This is a genomic window from Micromonospora chalcea, assembly GCF_028768405.1.
Classification (GTDB): Bacteria; Actinomycetota; Actinomycetes; order Mycobacteriales; family Micromonosporaceae; genus Micromonospora; species Micromonospora chalcea.
This window is the reverse complement of record NZ_CP118233.1, coordinates 1,802,381-1,820,718: the sequence shown is the minus strand read 5'-3', so window position 1 is coordinate 1,820,718 and position 18,338 is coordinate 1,802,381. Positions and strand designations below refer to the sequence as shown.

20 protein-coding genes are annotated in these 18,338 nt (G+C 74.9%); 10 read left to right on the top strand and 10 right to left on the bottom strand.

Translation table 11 applies throughout. The features are described 5' to 3' along the window. Positions 1-139 precede the first annotated feature (139 nt). From PVK74_RS08505 to PVK74_RS08495, 3 genes are all read left to right on the top strand, one after another. On the top strand, positions 140-790 hold the full coding sequence (locus PVK74_RS08505; protein WP_274478752.1) for a class I SAM-dependent methyltransferase: 651 nt from the start codon (positions 140-142) through the stop codon (positions 788-790). Between the two features lie 86 nt (positions 791-876). Further along, a complete protein-coding gene (locus PVK74_RS08500) occupies positions 877-1,491 on the top strand; it encodes a superoxide dismutase (RefSeq protein WP_064445658.1) in 615 nt (204 codons plus the stop codon). A 4-nt stretch (positions 1,492-1,495) separates the two neighbouring features. Next, on the top strand, positions 1,496-1,762 hold the full coding sequence (locus PVK74_RS08495) for a hypothetical protein (protein WP_064445659.1): 267 nt from the start codon (positions 1,496-1,498) through the stop codon (positions 1,760-1,762). Positions 1,763-1,778: 16 nt separating this feature from the next. Here PVK74_RS08495 and PVK74_RS08490 read toward each other — a convergent pair whose 3' ends face one another. The 7 genes from PVK74_RS08490 to PVK74_RS08460 form a co-directional block, all read right to left on the bottom strand. Next, the gene (locus PVK74_RS08490; RefSeq protein ID WP_274478751.1) at positions 1,779-3,005 is read right to left on the bottom strand and encodes a sugar efflux transporter; all 1,227 of its coding nucleotides are present in this window, start codon (positions 3,003-3,005) and stop codon (positions 1,779-1,781) included. Positions 3,006-3,073: 68 nt separating this feature from the next. Next, entirely contained in the window at positions 3,074-3,379 is a 306-nt protein-coding gene (locus PVK74_RS08485) for a DUF2470 domain-containing protein (protein WP_013286808.1), read from the bottom strand. Further along, positions 3,376-4,041: a biliverdin-producing heme oxygenase gene (locus PVK74_RS08480; protein ID WP_274478747.1), complete on the bottom strand. Its 666-nt coding sequence runs from the start codon at positions 4,039-4,041 to the stop codon at positions 3,376-3,378. Before PVK74_RS08480 ends, PVK74_RS08485 begins: the two co-directional genes overlap by 4 nt. A 3-nt stretch (positions 4,042-4,044) precedes the next feature. After that, a complete protein-coding gene (locus PVK74_RS08475) occupies positions 4,045-4,914 on the bottom strand; it encodes a heme ABC transporter ATP-binding protein (protein ID WP_051610918.1) in 870 nt (289 codons plus the stop codon). Next, positions 4,911-6,011: a FecCD family ABC transporter permease gene (locus PVK74_RS08470; protein WP_113972921.1), complete on the bottom strand. Its 1,101-nt coding sequence runs from the start codon at positions 6,009-6,011 to the stop codon at positions 4,911-4,913. The genes PVK74_RS08475 and PVK74_RS08470 overlap by 4 nt, the downstream gene beginning before the upstream one ends. Beyond that, positions 6,008-7,042, bottom strand: coding sequence for a heme/hemin ABC transporter substrate-binding protein (locus PVK74_RS08465; RefSeq protein ID WP_274478745.1), 1,035 nt, complete (start codon positions 7,040-7,042; stop codon positions 6,008-6,010). Before PVK74_RS08465 ends, PVK74_RS08470 begins: the two co-directional genes overlap by 4 nt. Then, entirely contained in the window at positions 7,039-7,866 is an 828-nt protein-coding gene (locus PVK74_RS08460; RefSeq protein ID WP_064445663.1) for a neocarzinostatin apoprotein domain-containing protein, read from the bottom strand. Before PVK74_RS08460 ends, PVK74_RS08465 begins: the two co-directional genes overlap by 4 nt. A gap of 193 nt (positions 7,867-8,059) precedes the next feature. Between PVK74_RS08460 and PVK74_RS08455 the strand changes: the two genes are divergently transcribed. From PVK74_RS08455 to PVK74_RS08445, 3 genes are all read left to right on the top strand, one after another. Then, entirely contained in the window at positions 8,060-9,553 is a 1,494-nt protein-coding gene (locus PVK74_RS08455; protein WP_064445664.1) for an HtaA domain-containing protein, read from the top strand. Between the two features lie 95 nt (positions 9,554-9,648). Beyond that, a complete protein-coding gene (locus tag PVK74_RS08450; protein WP_274478743.1) occupies positions 9,649-10,839 on the top strand; it encodes a WxL protein peptidoglycan domain-containing protein in 1,191 nt (396 codons plus the stop codon). Then, on the top strand, positions 10,836-11,741 hold the full coding sequence (locus PVK74_RS08445; RefSeq protein WP_274478742.1) for a hypothetical protein: 906 nt from the start codon (positions 10,836-10,838) through the stop codon (positions 11,739-11,741). Before PVK74_RS08450 ends, PVK74_RS08445 begins: the two co-directional genes overlap by 4 nt. Here PVK74_RS08445 and PVK74_RS08440 read toward each other — a convergent pair. Then, positions 11,738-13,312, bottom strand: coding sequence for an FMN-binding glutamate synthase family protein (locus PVK74_RS08440; RefSeq protein ID WP_274478741.1), 1,575 nt, complete (start codon positions 13,310-13,312; stop codon positions 11,738-11,740). The genes PVK74_RS08445 and PVK74_RS08440 overlap by 4 nt on opposite strands. A gap of 40 nt (positions 13,313-13,352) precedes the next feature. Between PVK74_RS08440 and PVK74_RS08435 the strand changes: the two genes are divergently transcribed. The 4 genes from PVK74_RS08435 to PVK74_RS08420 all read left to right on the top strand — a co-directional run bounded on the left by PVK74_RS08435 (position 13,353) and on the right by PVK74_RS08420 (position 15,858). Then, complete coding sequence (locus PVK74_RS08435; protein ID WP_069088477.1) at positions 13,353-13,964, top strand: RNA polymerase sigma factor; 612 nt, start codon at positions 13,353-13,355, stop codon at positions 13,962-13,964. Beyond that, a complete protein-coding gene (locus PVK74_RS08430) occupies positions 13,957-14,670 on the top strand; it encodes a hypothetical protein (RefSeq protein WP_064445669.1) in 714 nt (237 codons plus the stop codon). Before PVK74_RS08435 ends, PVK74_RS08430 begins: the two co-directional genes overlap by 8 nt. A gap of 65 nt (positions 14,671-14,735) precedes the next feature. Next, complete coding sequence (locus PVK74_RS08425; RefSeq protein WP_104113478.1) at positions 14,736-15,260, top strand: hypothetical protein; 525 nt, start codon at positions 14,736-14,738, stop codon at positions 15,258-15,260. 37 nt (positions 15,261-15,297) lie between these two features. Beyond that, the gene (locus PVK74_RS08420; protein WP_043323404.1) at positions 15,298-15,858 is read left to right on the top strand and encodes a DUF5872 domain-containing protein; all 561 of its coding nucleotides are present in this window, start codon (positions 15,298-15,300) and stop codon (positions 15,856-15,858) included. A 64-nt stretch (positions 15,859-15,922) separates the two neighbouring features. Here the strand turns inward: PVK74_RS08420 and PVK74_RS08415 are convergent, their stop codons facing one another. Both PVK74_RS08415 and PVK74_RS08410 read right to left on the bottom strand, forming a co-directional pair. Next, positions 15,923-17,116 (bottom strand): endo-1,4-beta-xylanase, encoded by a 1,194-nt coding sequence (locus PVK74_RS08415; protein WP_043323406.1) that lies wholly within the window; start codon positions 17,114-17,116, stop codon positions 15,923-15,925. Positions 17,117-17,318: 202 nt separating this feature from the next. After that, positions 17,319-18,323, bottom strand: coding sequence for a LacI family DNA-binding transcriptional regulator (locus PVK74_RS08410; protein WP_113972916.1), 1,005 nt, complete (start codon positions 18,321-18,323; stop codon positions 17,319-17,321). Positions 18,324-18,338 lie beyond the last annotated feature (15 nt).

The following is an 18,338-nucleotide window of genomic DNA, read 5'->3' as shown; positions in this document are numbered from 1 at the left end:
TACCCCGGGGGGTATATTCGGAGGCGGCTGTCGCCCGGAAGTATTTGCCGGAACGGCAAGGTTCCTTGCTGGCCGGTGGACCCCGGCGCACGATGGCGAGGGCCCGGGCGGGCAGACGCCCGGCGGCGAGGAGGCGGACATGACGGGGCACCACCACGAGCACCCTGCGGCGGACACCGACCCGGCCCGGTTCTGGGACGAGCGGTACGGCCAGCGGGACCGGATCTGGAGCGGCCGGGTGAACCCGGTCCTGGCCGAGGTGGCCGGCGCGCTGCCCCCGGGCACCGTGCTCGACCTGGGCAGCGGTGAGGGCGGCGACGCGGTGTGGCTGGCGACGCGGGGCTGGCGGGTCACCGCCGTGGACATCTCGTCGGTCGCGCTGGACCGCCTCGCCGTGGAGGCCGAACGGGCCGGCGTGGCAGACCGGATCACCACCGTCCGGCACGACCTCACCCAGGGCTTCCCGCCCGGCCGGTACGACCTGGTGTCCGCGCAGTTCTTCCAGTCGCCGCTGGTCCTGCCCCGGGAGAAGGTGCTGCCCCCGGCGGCCGAGGCGGTCGCGCCCGGCGGCCGGCTGCTCGTCGTCGAGCACGGCGCGCCGCCGCCCTGGGCCGGGCCCGACACCGGCCACCACCGGTTCGCCGAACCGGAGGAGATTCTGGCCGCGATGAGCCTCGACCCGGACGGCTGGGACACCGAGCGGCTGGGCGCGGCGCGCCGTACCGCCACCGGCCCGGACGGGCAGACCGGCGAGCTGATCGACCACGTGGTGCTGGTGCGGCGCCACTGACCGGACGCGCGGGATGGGAGCACCGTCGACCACCTTGTTGCACTATGTTGGCAACAGCAAAGATGCAGCAACAAAGTGGAGGATCGATGGCGCTCTACACCCTGCCCGACATGCCCTACGACTACGGCGCCCTGGAGCCCGCCATGTCCGGCGAGATCCTGGAACTGCACCACAGCAAGCACCACGCGGCGTACGTCAAGGGCGCCAACGACGGGCTGGAGCAGCTCGCGGAGGCGCGTGCGAAGGGCGACTTCGGCCGGCTGGTCGGGCTGGAGAAGACGTTCGCGTTCAACCTGTCCGGGCACGTGCTGCACACCATCTTCTGGGGGAACCTGTCGCCGGACGGCGGTGACCGCCCGGACGGCGAGCTGGCCGCGGCGATCGACGAGCACTTCGGCTCGTTCGACGCGTTCGCCGGCCAGCTGTCGGCGGCAACGAAGAGCGTGCAGGGCTCCGGGTGGGGCGTACTCGCCTGGGAGCCGCTGGGACAGCGACTGATCGTCGAGCAGGTCTACGACCACCACGGCAACGTCGGCCAGGGCACCACGCCGCTGCTGGTCTTCGACGCCTGGGAGCACGCCTACTACCTGCAGTACCGCAACGTGCGTCCGGACTACGTGGACCGGCTGTGGAACCTGGTGAACTGGTCGGACGTGATCGCACGCTTCGACGCCGCCCGCGCCGCGACGCCGAAGATCTGATCCGGTGAGCGGGCCCACCCCCGAGGCGGCGGAACTGGTGCAGCGCGCCGCCGGGGTGATCGCGGCCAAGCACCGGGGTGACCTCGCCGGTGCCGAGGATCTGCTCGCCGCGTTCCCCGGCGAGCAGGCCCGGACCCTCGGCTTCTACCTGCTCGCCGACCTGGCTCTCGGCCTGGTGCGGGCGAGCAGTGGGCAGAGCATGGACGACCTCGTCCGGGAGTTGTCCCTGCTGATCGCGGCCACCGCCGGCCGCCCGCCCGCCCCGAGCTGATCCCGGTGCCCGTGGGTCACCCGCCCACGGGCACCGACCCGGCCGCCCGCGCGGGCGGCCGGGTCAGCACCAGCACCAGCAGCCCGGCCGCGCACAGCGCGGTGCTCATGCCGTACGCCCACCGGTAGCCGACCTGCGCGGAGAGCCCGAGCAGCGGCCCGGCGAGCATCGCGCCGATCGGAAACGTGTTGGTGAACAGCGTGGTGGCCCGGCCCGGCTCGCCCGGCAGCAGATCCTGCACGTAGGCGATCCCGACGCCGGACACCGCGGCGATGAACAGCGCGTTCACCGGCTGCGCGAACAGCAGGAACGGCACGCTCGGCGCCAGCGCGGCGGTCGCGTAGTAGGCGACCCCGCAGGCGCCGCCGACCAGGATCAGCGGCCGCAGCCGGACCCGCGCGGTCAGCGCGCCCAGCCCGAGGATCAGCGGGATCTCCAGCGCCGCGCACAGGCCCAGCACCAGCCCGGCGCGGGAGGGGTCGTCGTGCAGTTCGGTGTCGATGAACAGCGGCATCGCCTGCACACCGACCGTCAGCGGACACTGGAGCAGCACGAACGTGAGCGCCGTCAGCGCCAGCCGCAGCCGGGACGCGCCGCGCGGGCCGGGCGTGGCGCCGTCCGGATCGGCCGCGACCGGCCGCGCCGGCAGCGGCAGCTCCTCCAGCCGGAACGCGGCCACCAGCGCGGCCAGCGCGTACATGACGGCGGCCATGCCGTAGACCAGGCGGAAGCCGCCGACGTCGAGCAGCACCGCGGCCAGCGCCGGCCCGGCCACCCAGGCGACCGAGAACACGGTACGCATGAGGCTGACGCCGAACGCCGCCCGCGCCGGATCGTCCCTGTCGAACAGCGCCCGGGTGTACGCGAACGACTGCGGGAACAGCGAGTTCGCCAGCGCGGTGGCGGTCGCGGTCAACCCCAGCAGGATCCAGTAGTCCCGGACGTACGCGGTCAGGCCCGCGCCCAGCACGCCGGCCAGCGCGGCGCCGACCAGCAGCGCGCGCCGGATCGGCAGGCGGTCCGACAGCCGGCCGATCAGCGCGGAGGCGACCACCCCGGACAGCGGCGCGACGACCAGGAACACGGTCACCCGTAACGGACTGGCGTGGACCTCCCGGTCGAGGAACAGCGACAGGAACGGCAGCACCACGGCGGTGGACAGACCGACGGTCAGGAAGACCACACCCAGCGGGAGCAGCCGGAATCGGCCGGCGCGCACCGCCGGCCTCGTGTCCACAGCCATGCGGCGGACTGTACGCCGCGGCGGCGCGGCGGCCGACCGGGTTTCCGCGGCCCGGACGGTCCCGGCGCTCAGCCGGCCGGGCGGGGCGGTACGCCGGCCCGGTCGCAGGCCTCCCGGTACATGCGCACCACCTCCCGGCGGATCTGCGCCCGTTCGGTGAGCCGGTGGGCGAACGGGACGCGCACCGGAACCTCCGTGCCGCCGACGGTGACGGCGAAGTCGATGCCGTCGGCGTCCAGGCCGGTGGTGCGGGCCGCGGTGGCGTCCGGCCGGCCGCCGAGCGTACGGCAGATCAGCAGCGCGTCCCCGGCGTGGTCGTCGTTCATGTGCCGGCTGACGGCCGCGACCACCTCCGGCGGGAAACCGGCGCTCACGCGGCGCCCTCCCGGCTGCCCGCCGCCATCAGGCGACCCAGGTCGGTGAAGACCGCGATGTTGTGCTCGTACGCCACCAGCACCTCGTCGCGCAGCGCCGCCCGGCCGGTCTCGTCCAGCGCGAGCGCGTCCAGCCTCGCCCGGTAGGCGTCCTTGTACGACTTCGGATCGGTGATCCGCGGGAAGCGGTAGAACGACGCCCCGGCCTCGCCGGTCACCCCGTAGTACCGGGCCACGCAGCGCCCGATGTGCCGCCCGCCGGACAGGTCGCCGAGATAGCGGATGTAGTGGTGCGCGATGAACCGCTCGGGCGATCCGGCGCAGGCCGAGGTGATCCGCGCGGCGTACGCGACAGCGGCCGGGACCGGCTCCATCACCTCGCGCCAGCGCGGGCCGAGCAGGAACCGCAGGTCGGCGGCGAGCGCGGGCAGCCGGGTCAGCGCGTCGTCGACGAACGGGCCGGCCAGCGGGTCCTCGCGCATCGTCTCCGCGACGCCCTCCAGCGCCGCGTAGATGCCGTGGTGCGCGACGACGAGCGCGGTGTAGCCGGCCACGTCGAGCTCACCGGCGGTGAGCGCGGAGACGTACCGCTGCGACTCGGCGCTCTGGTGCGCGTCGCGGGTCTCGGCGCGCAGCCGGGCCGCGAACGTCTGTGTATCCATCTGCTATCTCTCCTCGTCGGCTGACGGTCTTGCGGGCCGGCCGCGTCGGGGCACGATCAGCGGCAGCCCGTCACGCGGGTGGGGGACGACGTCGATGTCGTACCGGTAGACCCCGCTGAGCAGCGGGGCGGTCAGCACGTCGCGCGGCGCCCCGGCGGCGCGGACGCGACCGTCGCCGAGCAGGGTCACGGTGTCCGCGTACGCCCCGGTCAGCGTCAGGTCGTGCAGCACCACGACCACGGCGTCCCCGGCGCGGGCCCGCTCCCGGGCGATGTGCATGACCAGTTCCTGGTGCCGCAGGTCGAGCGCGGCGGTCGGCTCGTCGAGCAGCAGCGTGGTGGCCCGCTGCGCCAGGACCCGGGCCAGCGCGGCGCGGGCCTGCTCGCCGCCGGACAGCGCGGGGTACGGCCGGGCCGCGAAGCGGGCGACGTCGCAGCGGTCGAGCACGTCGGCGACGACGGCGTCGTCCTGGTCCCGCTCGGGTCGCCCGGCCCACGGCGCCCGGCCCATCCGCACCACCTCCCCGACCGTGAACGGGAAGCTGAGCGTGTTGCGCTGGGCGAGGACGGCGCGGCGCCAGGCCAGCTCCACCGGGCTCCACGACTCGCGGGGCAGCCCGTCGACCTCGATCCGGCCGGCGGCGGCCGGCACGTCACCGCTGATCGCGCCGAGCAGCGTCGACTTCCCGGCGCCGTTCGGCCCGACCAGGGCGTGCACCTCGCCGGCGCGTACCCGAAGGTCGATCCCGTCGAGCACGGTCCGGCCGGCGCGTTCGACGCGCAGCCCGGCCACCCGGATCCGGACGTGCCCGGCGGGCGCCGGGCGCGGCGGACGGGCGGCGGCGAACCGGCGCGGTGTACGCGGAAGGCTCATCCCCAGCCTCCGGCCCGGTCGCGGGTGCGGCGCAGCAGCCAGAAGAACGCCGGGCCGCCGATGACCGCGGTGAGCACGCCGAGGGGCAGCTCCTGGTGTTCGACGAGGGTACGCGCCGCGAGGTCGGCGCCGATCACCACGACGGCCCCGCCGAGCGCGCTGGCGACCAGCAGCACCCGGTGGCCCGGTCCGGCGACCATCCGGATCAGGTGCGGCACGACCAGTCCGACGAAGCTGATGATGCCGGTGAACGCGACAGCGGCGGCGCCGAGCAGCGCGGTGACGACGATCAGCCGCAGCCGCAGGCGTTCGGTGTTCACGCCGAGGTGCCGGGCGGCGGGTTCGCCGAGCGCGAGCAGGTCGAGCCGGCGCGCGTCGGCGCAGGCGACGGCGAGGCCGACGAGCAGGCACGGCGCGGCGAGACCGACGGCCGTCCAACTGGCCTGGGCGAGGCTGCCGAGGTTCCAGAACGCGATGGCCTGCACGCCGGACTGGTCGGTGACGAACATGAGCAGCCCGATCACCGAGCCGGCGACCGCGTTGACCGCGACGCCGGTCAGCACCAGCGTCACCACCTCGGTCCGGCCGCCGGAGCGGGCCAGCGCGTACACCAGGTAGGTGGTGGCGAGGCCGCCGGCGAAGGCGGCGAGCGGCACGGTCCATCCGCCCAGGACGGTGACGCCGGTGACGATGGCCAGGGCGGCGCCGACGGCGGCGCCGGCCGACACCCCGATGACGCCGGGCTCGGCGAGCGGGTTGCCGAAGACGCCCTGCATGACCGCGCCGGCGCAGCCGAGGGCGGCGCCGACGACGGCCGCCAGCAGCACCCGGGGGAAGCGGACGATCCAGAGCGCGTTCTCGCCCTGCGCCGCCGACGGCAGCGGACCGAGGTCCAGCCCGAGGCGGTGCAGCACGGAGCCGAGCACCTCGGCGGGGGAGATCGCCACCTGGCCGCGCCCGGCGGCCAGCAGGGCGACGAGCACGAGGGCGGCGCCGAGCCCGGCCACCAGGACGGCGCCCCGCCGGCCGGGCGACCGGGGCGCGCCGGTGACTGGCGCCGGGGCGGCGGGTGCGGGCCGCTTCCGTAGCGTGGTCACGACGGGTCCTCGCACGAGTGGACGGCGCGGGCCAGGGCCTGGACGACCCGGCCGGAGCGGACGCCGAAGGTGAGCAGCGTGCCGTCGGCCATGTCGACGACGCGCCGGTTCGCCCCGGCCGGCGTCTGCGCCACGCCGGGCAGCTTCACCAGGCCGTCGACGCCGCCGACGGAGGCGAGCCCGGCGCTCATCACCAGGATCACGTCGGGCGCGGCGTTGATGAGGCCCTCGCTGGTCAGCGGACGGAACTTGGACAGCCCGGCGGCGCTGCCGGCGTCGACGCCGCCGACCGCCTCGATCATCGCGTCGGACCCGGCGCCCCGGCCGCCGATCAGGTAGACCCCGGCGGTGCCGCGCAGGTAGAGGAACGCGATCCGTGGCGCGCGGCCCGCCGGGGCGGTACGCCGGGCCTCGGCGATCTCGCTCCGCACGCGGGTCACCAGCCGTTCTCCGGCCTCGGGCACGCCGAGCGCCGCCGCGATCGCGCGGATGTGCGCCGGTACGCCGTCGAGCGTCGGCTCGGCAGGTACCCGCACGACCGGGATGCCGGCGGCGCGGAGCTGGCGCAGCACCTCGGGCGGCCCGACGCCGTCGTCGACGAGCACGACGCTGGGGTCGAGGTCGAGCACCGCCTCGGCGGAGAGGTCGTGCCCGCCCGGGGTGACCACCGGCAGGTGCGCGGCGGCGGGGAACGTGGTCGAGGTGTCCCGCCCGATGACGTTGCCGCCCAGGCCGAGGCCGAAGACGATCTCGGCGATCGAGCCGTGCAGGTTCACCGGGAGGATGCGGCTGACGTCGTCGACGGTCACCGTCGTGCCGTCGCCGGAGCGTACGGTGGCCGGCAGCGCGGGCGTGGGCGCCGGGCGGACCGGCTCGACGTCGGCGTCGTCCACTGTCGCGGTGACCGGGCCGCAGCCGGCGGCGGACGGCGTACCCGATCGGCCCGGCGCGGCGCAGCCGGTCGCCGCCAGGGTCACCGCGAGCAGCGCGACGAGTGGTCCCCGGCCCGGTCGCCGGTGCGGGCGGCTCACCGGCCGGCACCGCGACGGCGCCGCCAACGGCCGAGGCCGAGCAGGACGACCAGGGCCAGCGCGGCGGCCACCACCCCGACGGTCCATCCGCGTCCGGCCCCGGAGGTGTCGCTGACCCGCGTGACGTGGAGGTCGGAGGCCGCGGCCTGCGACGGCGCCCCGGCCCCGGGCGCGGCGCCCGTCACCCCTGCCGCCCCCGCTGCGGCCGGCGGGTTGCCGGAGGCGGCCGGGGCCGGCGCGTCCTGTCCGGTGGTGGTCCGGGGCGTGGCGGCGGGCGTGGTCGCCTTCGGCGCCGGGCCGGCCTTCGGCGGGGCGCTCGTGGCGCCGGCGGCGAACGTGACCGGCACCCGTACGTCCTGGGACCGGTCGGAGGCCCGGGTGTGGTCGGCGCGGGTGACGACCGCGCACCGCCGGACGGTGCAGTCGACGTCGCCGATGGTGGGGGTCACCTTGACCGTCACCGAGAAGGAGCCGCCGGGGCCGTACGGCTCGGGCAGGCCCTCGGCGTAGGCGGGCGGGTTCGACGAGATCCACTGCGAGGCGCCGAGGCTGCCGGTGGTGTCGGCGCCGCCGCCGCACGGGGTCGCCGCCACGCCCGGTCCGTTGTCGACGCAGTACGCGACGTAGATGCCCTTGTCGACGTCGTAGCCGCGCCCGGAGACGGACACGGTGGCGCCGGAGCGGCTCAGGCCGGTGCTCGGGGTGACGGTGAGCTTCTGGCCGCCGCTGCCGGTGGCGGTGCCGGCGTGGGCCGGCGCGGGCGTGGCGACGACGGCGGCGGTGAGCAGAACGGTGGTCCAGATGGTGCGGCGCCGTGCTCGCATCGGGCTCCTCACACGACAGGTCCGGCCGGACGTGCCGGCCGAGCGGATACTTAGGTTTGGCTAACCTAAGTGGCGAACGCGCAGGTGGCAAGGGGTCCGTTCGGCTGAAGATCTTGGGACGCTTCGTGGATCACCCGATCATCTTAGGTTTGCCTAACCTAATGCCTTCGCTTCCCCTCCCGAGAGGAACAGCATGTTCAGATCCAGAGCCGGAGCCCTCCGGTCGATGCGCTGGGCGGCGGTGCTCGCCCTCGGCGTGTCGAGTGCGCTCGTGGGCGCCGGACCCGCCTCGGCGGCCGAGGCCGAGATCGCAAGCGGCAGCCTGACCTGGGGTTTCAAGGCCAGCTTCCGCAACTACGTCAAGGCCGGCAACGGGGACCCGCCGATCGCTGTCAGCAACGGCGCCACCGTCAACGCCGACGGCACGTTCACGTTCCCGTCGACCGGCGGCACGCACGACGCCGCCACCGGTACGACCAACGCCACGTACGGCGGCACCGTGGTGTTCTCGTACCCGGCGCACCTGCTGACCATCACGCTGGCCAACCCGACTGTCGCCGTCTCCGGCGGCACCGCCTCGCTGAAGGCGGACGTCGACCTGGCCACCACGATGACCGAGCCGGTCTCGGTGAAGCAGGCCACCATCGCCACCCTCACCGGCGCTCCCGCCACCAGCGGCAACACGGTGACCGGCAGCAACCTCGCCGCGGCGCTCACCAGCGTGGGAGCCGGCGCGTTCAACGGCTTCTACGCCGCCGGTGAGGCGCTGGACCCGGTGTCGTTCACGTTCACCACGGCAGGCGGCACCGCGCCCGCGACCCCGGCGGTGACCGTCGACCCGGCCCAGGGCCTCGACCCCGCCGGCGCGACTGTCACCGTACGCGGCACCGGCTTCGACCCGGACTTCAACAACGGGGCCGGCATCTACGTCTCGTTCGGACCGAAGGTCGACGAGCACTGGGCCAACGCCGGCGTCCTCCAGGTCACCAAGTGGGTCAACAAGACCAACGAGCCGACCGACGCCCGGGACCGGATGGCCGCCGACGGCAGCTTCACCACGACGCTGCCGATCAGCGCCGTCTACACCGACCGCAACGGCGACGAGGTGGACTGCACCGAGGTGCAGTGCTACGTCATCACCTTCGCCGCCCGCGGCTCGGCCGACCGCCGCCAGGACACGTTCACGCCGATCACCTTCACCCGTACCGGCGCGGGTGGGAACTCGGCCCAGCAGCGGATCACCAGCACGGTGACCGGCGGCCCGCTCAGCCTGAGCGTGGCCGGCGCGAACGTCGCCCTGCCGCCGGTCGGCAAGGGCGAGTACGCCCGGGCGCCGCTGAACACCGCCACGGTGGCCGACCTGCGCGGTGCCGGCACCGGCTGGAGCCTGGTCGGACAGGTTTCCGACTTCACCTCCGCCGCCGGTGGCGTCATCGCCGGGAACTACCTCGGCTGGGCGCCGACCGCGAACGTGGTGGACGACCCGCTGGGCGGCACCACCGGCGCCGTCACCCCGGGTGCGGTGGCCGCTCCCGGCGCCGGTCTCGGTGAGGCCCGAGCGTTGTGCACGGCCGGCGCCGGGACCAGCAACGGCGTCTTCGCCTGCGGCGCCGAGCTCAACCTCGGTGTGCCGGCGTCCGCCGCGGCGGGCGACTACGTCGCCACGCTCACCCTGACCCTCTCCTGATTCACCGACCGGGTCGGACCTGGTGGGGCGCGGGCACGTCGCCCGTGCCCCACCAGCGGCGTCCGCCCGGCGACCACCTCGCAGCGGAGCACGGTATGCCCCTCCTCACGCCCTCCACCCGCATCCCGGCCGCCCGGATCGGCGCCGCGCTCGCCGCCGTGCTGCTCGCGGTGCTGCTCGGGTCACCGTCGCGCGGCGAGGCGGCCCCCCGGCCGGCGCCGTCCGCCGACCCCGGCGCCGCCCGCTGGGCGGTCCAGCCGTCCGGGCCCGCGGGGCCGACCGGGCGCAACTACTTCACCTACGACCTGGCGCCGGGCGCCACGATCACCGACCACGTCGGGGTGACCAACCTCGGTGACCGGCCGCTCACCTTCGCGGTGTACGGCACCGACGCGTACACCACCACCGACGGCGCCTTCGCGCTGCTGCCCTCCGACCGGGCCGCCACCGACGTCGGCGCCTGGATCGGCGTCGAGCGGCGGAACTGGACCGTCCAGCCCGGCCGGCGCGCGGACATCCCGTTCCGCCTCACCGTGCCGCGCGACGCCACGCCGGGCGACCACACCGGTGGCGTGATCGCCGCGGTCGCCCAAGACGGCGTCACCGCCGACGGGCAGCGGGTCCGCCTCGACCAGCGGATCGCCGCCCGGGTCTACCTCCGCGTGGCCGGCGAGGTCCGCCCCGCCGTGACCGTCGAAACGGTACGCGTCGACTACGACACCCCGCTCAACCCGATCGGACGCGCCGACCTCACGGTCACCTACCGGATCCGCAACAGCGGCAACGTCCGCGTCGGCGGCACCGGCGCGGTGGTCGTCGACGGCCCGGGTGGCTGGACGCTGTCCCGGACCAGCCCGGTCGACCTGCCGGAGCTGCTGCCCGGCGCCGAGTTCACCGTCACCGAGCGGGTCACCGGGGTGCCGCCCGCGCTGCGGCTGACCGCGACAGTGGACCTCGCACCCACCACCGTCGACACCGCGCTGCCCCCGGTGCGGCGCACCGCGAGCGTGTGGGCGCCGCCCTGGCTGCTGATCGCCGCTCCGGCGGCCGCGGGAGCCTGGCTCCTCCACCTGCGCCGTCGTCGACGCCGCCCCACCTCGGCCGCGCCCTCCACCACGCCCGGGCCGGCGCCGGTGTCCGAGCCTCCGGCGACGGTTGCACCCGCCGGGCCGGCGTCGGTGTCCGAGCCCTCGGCCGCTCCCGGCGGGCCGGCGGATGCGTCCCGGGCCCCCGTCGCGGGAACGGCCGAACCCCCGGCGGGCGGCACGGCGGCCGGTGCCCGGTGACCCCGGTCCTGCCGGCCGCCGCCGCGATCCTCGCGCTGGCCGTGCCGGTCCCGGCACCGCCGTCCACGCCGGACGGCGCCGCCGTCTCCGCCCCGCCCGCGCCGTCGTCCACTGCGGCCTCCGCGCCGCCGCGGCCCGCTGTCGTCGTGCCGTCCGGCCCGCTGACTGTCGGGCAGCGGGTCACCGTCACGCTGCGCGGCTGGCCGGCCGGCCCGGTCCACCTCACGGTCTGCGGTAACGACGCCCGCCGGGGCGCGCTCGACTGCGCCAACGAGCAGGCCACCACCGTCCAGGTGCCGGCGGGCACGACGGCGGCGCCGATCGCGCTGGCGGCACCGCCGGTCGCCTGTCCCTGCGTGCTGCGCGCGCATGCGCTGACCGGCGCCGTCCAGGCCACCGCCGCGCTGCCGGTCCGCGGCGTGACCGCCGCCCCGGCGCCCGCGCCGGCCGCCACGCCACGACTGCACCTCGACGAGCTGCGCGTCGCCGGCCGCCGCCCGCTACGGGAATGGTTCGGGCTGCCCGAGACGCTCACCGTACGCGTCGCGCTGCGCAACCCCGGCCCGGCCGACGTGGTCGACCCGCCGTTCACGCTGCTGCTCGGCCGGCCCGGACGGGCGCACACCATCGTCGCCGCCCCGCCCCTGGGCACCATCGGCGCCGGGCAGGTCCGGACGTACGAGATCCCGGTGCCGGTGGACGTCGCCGTGCTCGGGGCACACGAACTCCACGGCCGCGTCGACCTGCCGGAACGGCCGGTCGCATTCGTGGTCGAGACCAGCCGCCACCCCTGGGGACTGCTCGGCGCGGCGGCGTCGGTCCTGGTGGTGGCGCCGATCGTGCTCCGGCCGCGCCCGCCGCGCCGCCGGGGGCGGCACCGCACCGGCGAGGGAACCGGCTAGCCGACGGCGGTGGGGGAGGGCGGCGCGCTGCCGCCCTGCGGCGCCTCGGCGGTCATCAGCCGCACGATCTCCGCCCGGTCCGCTGCCGACGGCATCCCCCACTCCGGCCGGTAGCCGAACGCCCGGTCCAGCGGGATCGACGAGGTCCGGCCGTCGAGGATCTCCACCGCGTCGGTGCCGATCAGCCCGGGATGCTCGACGCCGCACGCCTCGGCCACCTTGACCAGGTCGCGGCGCAGCGTCCGGATGTAGTTCGCGGCCCGTACCGACTTGCGGGCCGGGTCCAGACCCCGGGCCAGCCACGCGTTCTGCGTGGCGACGCCGGTCGGGCAGGTGTCGGTGTGGCACTTCTGTGCCTGGATGCAGCCGATCGCCAGCATCGCCTCCCGCCCGACGTTGACCATGTCGGCGCCGAGCGCGAACGCCACCACGGCGTTGTCGGGCAGGCCGAGCTTGCCGGCGCCGACGAACACCACCTTCTCGTGCAGGTCGCGTTCGGCGAAGGTGCGGTAGACCCGGGAGAAGCCCTGCTGGAACGGCAGCGAGACCGAGTCGCTGAAGATCAGCGGCGCGGCCCCGGTGCCGCCCTCGCCCCCGTCGACGGTCACGAAGTCCACGCCGCGCCCGGTGTCGCGCATCAGCGTGGCCAGATCCTCCCAGAACCCGAGGTCGCCGACGGCGGACTTGATGCCGACCGGCAGGCCGGTCTCGGCGGCGAGCAGCTCCACCCAGTCGAGCAGGCTGTCGCAGTCGGAGAACTCGGCGTGCCGGGACGGGCTGACGCAGTCCTGACCGGCCGGGACGCCCCGGGTGGCGGCGATCTCGGCGGAGACCTTCGCCGCCGGCAGCAGGCCGCCGAGGCTCGGCTTGGCGCCCTGGCTGAGCTTGATCTCCAGCGCGCGTACCGGCGCCGACGCCACCAGGTCCTTGAGCCGCGGCAGGCTGAACCGGCCCTGCTCGTCGCGGCAGCCGAAGTACGCGGTGCCGAGCTGGAAGACCAGCTCACCGCCCATGCGGTGGTACGGAGACAGCCCGCCCTCGCCGGTGTTCTGCAGACAGCCGGCCAGCGCCGCGCCCCGGTTGAGCGTCTCCACCGCGTTGCCGGACAGCGAGCCGAAGCTCATGCCGGAGACGTTCACCACCGACTCCGGGCGGAACGCCCGCGCCCGGCCGCGCGTCGCCCCGAGCACCTTGGCGCAGGGCAGCGTCACGTCGTGCCCGGCGGTCGGGGCCGACGGCGGCACCGCCCGGCCGAACGTGCGGTGCTTGATGATCGGATAGCCGGAGGTGTGCTCGATGTCGTTGTCGGTGCCGAACCCGAAGTAGTTGTTCTCCTGCTTGGCCGAGGCGTACACCCAGCGCCGCTGGTCGCGGGTGAAGGGCCGCTCCTCGTCGTTGCCGGCCACGATGTACTGCCGCAGCTCCGGTCCGATCGACTCGATCAGGTACCGGGCCCGGCCCAGCACCGGGAAGTTGCGGCGCAGCGCGTGGTCGCGTTGCAGCAGGTCCCGCGCCGCCAGCGCGGCGACGGCGGCGACGGCTGCGGGTACGGCTCTTCTCGCCCAGCTCATCCCGCCACTCTTTCCGGCACGGTCACCGGTCAAACGCCTGATGGAACCCGGCCGCCCCGGGCGGTGTCATGGAAGCGGACCGACGGCGGAGGCTGCCCTGGACGACGACGACCTCGTCACCCGCGTACGCGCCGGCGACCGGGAGGCGTACGACGCCCTGGTCGCCCGGCACACCGCGTCCGCGTACCGGACGGCGGTGCTGCTGGGCGCCGGTCCGGACGCCGAGGACGTGGTCCAGGAGGCGTTCGTGAAGGCGTACCGGAAACTGTCCCGCTACCGGGCCGAGGCGTCGTTCCGGTCCTGGCTGCTCGCGATCGTCGCCAACGAGACCCGGAACCTGCACCGGACGCGCAGCCGGCGCGACGGGCTGACGCTGCGCGCGGCGGCGGCGGAACCGGTCGTGGCCGGCGGCGCCGACGACGGGCTCGACGCGGTGCTGGCGGCCGAGCGCCGGGCCGCGCTGGTCGGAGCGCTGCGGCTGCTGCCCGTACGTGACCGCGAGGCGATCGTCTGCCGCTACCTGCTGGACCTCGGCGAGGACGAGACGGCCACGGTGCTGGGGCTGCCCCGGGGCACCGTGAAGTCGCGGACCCACCGGGCGCTGGCGAAGCTGCGTGCCCTGCTGGACCGGGAGGTGGCGCACCGTGGATGACCTGGAGCGGGAGCTGCGTGACCTGACCGGCTGGCTGGAGCCGGCGCGGACGCCCGACGTCACCGCGCGGGTCCGCGCCCGGCTCGACGCGCCCGCGCCGCGCCGCCGCCGGCGGTACGTGCTGGCCACCGTGCTCGCCGCGCTGCTCGTGGTGGCGCTGCCGCCGGGCCGCGCCGCGCTCGCCGACGCGGTGACCGGGCTGCTGCGGTTCTCCGGCGTGGTCATCGACTCCGCGCCCGCCCCGCCGCCGACCGGCACGCCCTCGCCACTGCCCGCGCAGCGGCACGTCGCCCTCGCCGAGGCGCAACGCCAGGTCCGCTTCCCGATCCGGGTGCCGTCCCGCCTGGGCGCGCCGGAACGGGTGCTGGTGGCCGACCCGGACGGCGCCGGCGGCCACCGGGTGGTCAGCCTGCTCTACCGGGGCGGCACGGTACGGCTGGACGCCTTCGACGGCTCGCTCGACATCGTGTTCCACAAGCGGTCCCTCGGCGCGGACGTGACGCTCACCCAGGTCGGTGGCGAGTTCGCGATCTGGGTCGGCGGTCCGCACGCGCTGGCGTACGTGGACCGGTCGGGCACGGAACGGGTCGCCACCGCGCGGTTGTCCGCGGCCACGCTCATCTGGGAGCAGGGCGGGCTGAGTTACCGGCTGGAGGGCGACCTCACCCGCGAGCAGGCGCTGGACGTCGCGGCCTCGCTCCGGTGAGCGACGGGAACCCGGCGGCCCCGGCCGGTGTCCTGTTGACGAGAGCCGTCGACGGGGAGGCCGCGATGTTCGTTGCGAGAAGAGTCCTGCTGGTGCCGGTCCTGCTGCTGGCCGGGTGCTCCGGTCCGGCCACGGTCCCGGCCGGAGCGCCGGTGACCTCGGCGCCGGCGGCCACCGAGCCGGCCGCGCCGGCGGCCTGCGCCGAACGGGTGGAGACCGGCCGGTTGCCGGACTGGGCGGACGCCGGGTTCACCGGCGACACCCGGATGCGGCACGTCTTCGGCGCCCGGGGCCACATCGTGGCGATCCTGTTCGCGTACCCGCTCGTGCACGCCCGGGGCGACGGTGCGAACAACAAGATCCTCTGGGTGCCGCGTCCCGAGGAAGGCCGCTCCGAGCCGGCGCCGCGGACGCCTCTGGTGATCACCGCGACCCGGGACGGGACGGGCGCCCCGGTCGTCCGCGAGGTGGACGGCGGGCCCGGGCCGTCCATCGTCGACCTGCCGGCCGCCGGGTGCTGGCGGCTGAGGCTGGACTGGTCCGGCCGCACCGACACGATGGATCTGGTCTACCGGCCGGGACCCGGCTGACCGGCATGGCCGCCGCCGGCGCGGGTAACGCTGCGTCATGGCGAAGTACACCGAGCCGGAACTGCGCGAGCGCCTCAAGGCCGAGATCCGCGCCTCCGACAAGGGCGGACGACCGGGGCAGTGGTCGGCCCGCAAGTCGCAGCTGCTGACGAACGAGTACAAGAAGGCCGGCGGGGGATTCGAGGGACCGAAGGACGCACGGCAGCGCTCGCTGCAGCGCTGGGGCGGCGAGAAGTGGCAGACCCGCAGCGGTGACACGCGCGCCCGCAACGGCGGCGAGACCCGTCGTTACCTGCCCGAACAGGCGTGGAAGGAGCTGTCGGAGGAGCAGCGGCGCGACACCGACACGCGCAAGCGCCGCGCGTCGCGCTCCGGCCGCCAGTACGTGCCGAACACCGGCCCGGCGAAGCGGGCCCGCCGGGACGCCACCGCCGCGGAGCAGATGACCGAGCTGCCGGTGACCGAGGCGGTCAAGCTCGTGCGCGACCTCGACACCCGTCAGCTCGACGCGGCGCTGCGCCGGGAACGGCGTGGCAAGGCCCGCAAGACGCTCATCGGACGGCTGGAGTCGGAACTGGGCCGCCGCCGGGCGGCGTGAGCGTGATCCCGTGGCGCACCGCGACGCAGGGGCCGGCCCGAAGGCCGGCCCCTGCGCGCGACAGTCAGCGGCGCGGGTGCTGCGGGATGCGCGGCAGCACGTAGGGCGGACCGGAGAACATCAGGTCTGCCTTGAGCTCGTGGTAGGCGAGCTTGGGCTGGTAGTTCTCGTCGTACACGGTGGCCAGGCCCTCCGGCGGGTCGGAGAACGCGCCGGGCACCCAGGAGTGCTTGTCGGTGAAGCCCCAGAGCGTGAACGACAGGCAGTGCCGCTCGGCCAGGCACGCCTGCATCAGCACGCTGAAGCCCGCCGCGGACGCCTGCAGGCGCGGGTTGATCTCGGCGGAGTCGCCGGCCTCCACCCCGTCGGTGATCTGGCTGCGCACGTCCACCTCGGTGAGCGCCGTGGCCAGCCCGAGCCCGGCGAACTTGCGCAGGGCCGCGACCACCTGGAGCGTGCTGAAGTTGCCGTACTGGGTGCCCAGGTGGCCCTGCGCGCCCACGCCGTCGATCGGCACGCCCTTGGCCCGCAGGTCACGGACCATGTTGTAGACGAACTGCGTCTTGTCGTCGGCCGGGTTGCCGGAGCCGAACGCCTCGATGTTGTAGTCGTTGTAGAACAGCAGCGCCTTCGGGTCGGCGGCGCGGGCCCAGCGGAACGCGTCGGCGAGGTAGCCGGGCCCGAGGTTCTGCGCCCAGAACCCCTTGTAGTGCAGGGTGGACGGGGTGTCCCAGGGGTCGCTGACCGCCTCGTTCACCACGTCCCACTGCCAGATCTTGCCCTTGAAGTGGGTGACCACCGCGGTGATGTGGTTGCGCAGGATCTGGCGCAGCTCGGCCTTGCTGATCGAGCCGTCCGCGACGCCGCTGGTCAGCCACGCCGGCAGCTGGTTGTGCCAGACCAGCACGTGGCCCCGGACCCGCTGGTTGTTCTTGCGGGCGAACTCGATCAGCTCGTCGGCCGGACCCCAGTTGTAGGTGCCGCGGGTGGGCTCCAGGCTCTCCCACTTCATCACGTTCTCGGCGGTGACGGTGGAGAACTCGGACGCGGCCAGCTCGCGGTACCGCGGCTCGGCGGCGTCGTTGAGGGCCGCCATGTCCACTGCGGTGCCCACGTACAGGCCGTGGCGCTTGGCCAGCTCGCGCAGGCTCTGCGCGGCCGGGTCGTACGGGCGTCCCGCCGTCGCGGGGACGACGTTGAGGGCGGTGGCGGTCACGACGGCGACCGCGCCGGCGGCGAGCCAGCGTCTCAGCTTCATCTCGTTCCTTCCGGGCAGGTGCGCTCGGCCCGAGGGCCGGCGGTGGCGGTGCCGGGGCCGCCGCGACGTGGAACGGAGCGGCGGGTGCCCGGGCGGGCGGTGCGGCTTCCGAAACTTCCGGGGCGTCTTCCGGAAGTAGCCCGAAACCTTACGGACCTCGATAGCCGCCCGTCAATCGCCGTTCGGGTAGGAGCGGGGCGTCTCAGCGCAGGGGCGCGCAGGAGGCCCGCACGACCAGCTCGGTGGGGAGCTGGATGTGGGTCTCCCGCTCGGCGCCGGCGATCAGGTCGATCAGCAGGCGCAGTGACTCGGCGCCCATGCGTTGCAGCGGCTGCCGGATCGTGGTGAGCGGCGGGTCGACCAGCGCCGACTCGGGGATGTTGTCGAAGCCGATGACCGACAGGTCGTCCGGTACGCGCAGGCCGAGGTCGCGGGCGACGTCCACGGTGGAGATGGCGGAGAGGTCGTTGCCGGCGAAGATCGCGGTCGGCCGGTCGGGGAGGGCGAGCAGTTCGGCAGCCGTGCTGGCGGCGCTCTCGGTGCGGAAGCCGCCCACCCGCACCAGCCGCTCGTCCACCGGCGTGCCCGCGTCGGCCATCGCCTTGCGGAACCCGGCCTCGCGCAGGCGGGCCGACTCCAGGTCGGGGCGGCCGCTGATGTGCGCGATCCGGCGGTGCCCGAGCGACAGCAGGTAGTCGGTGGCCAGCACCGCGCCGGCGAAGTTGTCGGAGTCGACAGTGGGCAGGCCGGACGGGCCGGTGTGCGGGTCGACGGCCACCACGTGGAAACCGTGCTTGGTCTCGACCACCGTCGGCGTCACGATCACCGCGCCGTCGATGAGCGTGCCGGACAGGCGTGCCAGCGAGCGCCGCTCCCACCCTATGGCCGCGCCCTTGCCGTCCCCGCTGGAGTAGGCGAGCAGTTGGTAGCCGCTGCCGGCGACCTCGCGGGAGGCGCCCTTGAGCAGCTCGGTGGAGAACGGCTCGAACTCGGCGACCAGGATGCCCAGCACGTTCGTCCGGTGGCTGCGCAGGCTCTGCGCCCCCAGGCTGGCCTCGTATCCGAGTTCGTGGATGACCTGCTGGACGCGCTCGACGGTGGCCTGTGCGACGCCGTACCGACCATTGACAACTTTCGATACGGTTGCCACCGAGACGCCGGCTGTGCGGGCCACGTCTGACATCTTGACGCGCTGCGGGAACACCACGCCGACGATGATAGA